This window comes from Pseudomonas sp. W5-36, assembly GCF_046540455.1.
GTDB classification, from domain to species: domain Bacteria; phylum Pseudomonadota; class Gammaproteobacteria; order Pseudomonadales; family Pseudomonadaceae; genus Aquipseudomonas; species Aquipseudomonas graminis_B.
Window position 1 is genome coordinate 1 of record NZ_JAXCIQ010000037.1, and the last position, 1,454, is coordinate 1,454.

The 1,454-nt window shown below is 56.9% G+C and carries 1 protein-coding gene; it reads right to left on the reverse strand.

What is annotated here, in order from left to right:
* Positions 1 to 265 precede the first annotated feature (265 nt).
* Positions 266 to 1,369 carry an IS110 family transposase gene (locus tag SLW74_RS27465; protein ID WP_410930726.1) on the reverse strand — a complete coding sequence of 368 codons (1,104 nt, stop codon included), beginning with the start codon at positions 1,367 to 1,369 and terminating at the stop codon, positions 266 to 268.
* Positions 1,370 to 1,454: the final 85 nt, after the last annotated feature.

Here is a 1,454-nt window from a genome sequence, read left to right on the forward strand (position 1 = left end):
AAGCCGGTCCTATGTATGGACTCGCCCCCACATTCAACCTGCTTTTCGAACACTGCTACCCGGTTGCATCTATGTATAAGGCCTGTTCGAGGAAGCATCATCAGCTTCTGGCCAACATTGGGTGAGCTCGCGGTATGCCGATTACGATAAGGCCTCAAAGGGCCAGTAGGACCGCAGGCATCTGTCCGCGACGGTCTGACCAAGGGTCAATGTTCTTCAGCAGCGGTTGAGGTTACTCAGCACCCCGGTGGCAGAACTCGGTTGATTAATGATTCATCGCCGCCTCCTGGCAATCTGCTGGCTGGCGACGATAGGTTTGATCGTTTTGCAGCAAGACCCAGACGATACGCAGGTTTCGGTTGGCCAGCCTGACGGCCGCCCCTTTTTGACCGTGCCGACTTAGCCAGCGTCGCAACCGGCGATCATCCGGATGCTCCGAATCAGGCCGCACCTGTCTTAACACGGCGTGCGCTCCCTGAATCGACAGGCTGCGAATATAGCCATCACCACGTTTGCAAATTTTACCCAGTCGGGTTTTCTGTCCGCTGCTGTTCTGTTCAGGAACCGTGCCGAAGTAGGCGGCGAACATTCGTGCGTTGGCGAAGCGCTCAGGTTCAGTCTGTTTGGCCAGCAAGGCCGTGGCGATGACAGGGCCGATGCCGCGTACCGTCATCAGACGCTTTGCCGTCTCGTCTTGGCGTGCTGCTGCTTCCAGACGCCCCGTCAGCACATCGATGCGTTCACCCAGCTGACTCCATTCGCCCAGCAGTTCGTCGATCAGCTCGCGCAACATATCTGGCAACGGCTGGGTGGCGTCTTCCAGTATCCGTGGGACATTTCGACTTAGGGCTACCGCCCCTTGCGCCATCGCAATGCCCTGTTCCAGCAACAACCCGCGTATCTGATTACCCATTGCGGTACGCCGCTTTACATACCCTTGTCGAATCCGATGCAAGGCCTGCATGGCCAATTGAGCGGTGCTTTTGACGGGTACTGAAGCAATGTTTACATCTCGTCCCGAGCGCAATATCGCCAGCGCATCGTTGCGGTCATTCTTGGCGCCGCTGCGATGATTGGCGACATGTTGCGCCGGTAAAATTCGCACCGGGTTGCCTTGCGCCTGCAACAGCCGCGCCCATGACTGTGCGCCAGGGCCGGTTTCCATCAGCACCGTTACACCTGGCGGCAGGGTTTTTAAAAACGCCACAAAGGCTTCGCGTGACTTGATGCGGCTTTCGTAAATGACCTCACCAAAGGCGTCCTCTCCGGCTATCTGGAACACGTTTTTGGCAAGATCCACAGCCACTGTCGAACAAGCCGATACATCGGCTGGAGACAAGGCGTTACTTTTGATCGTATGCTTTTTCATGGGCTCGCCCTCGCTGTCGTTGGCTTCTTAAGAATGCCACCGTGGCGCTACTGACGCCTCGGCTTGGGCGAGTCCATCCAATTAC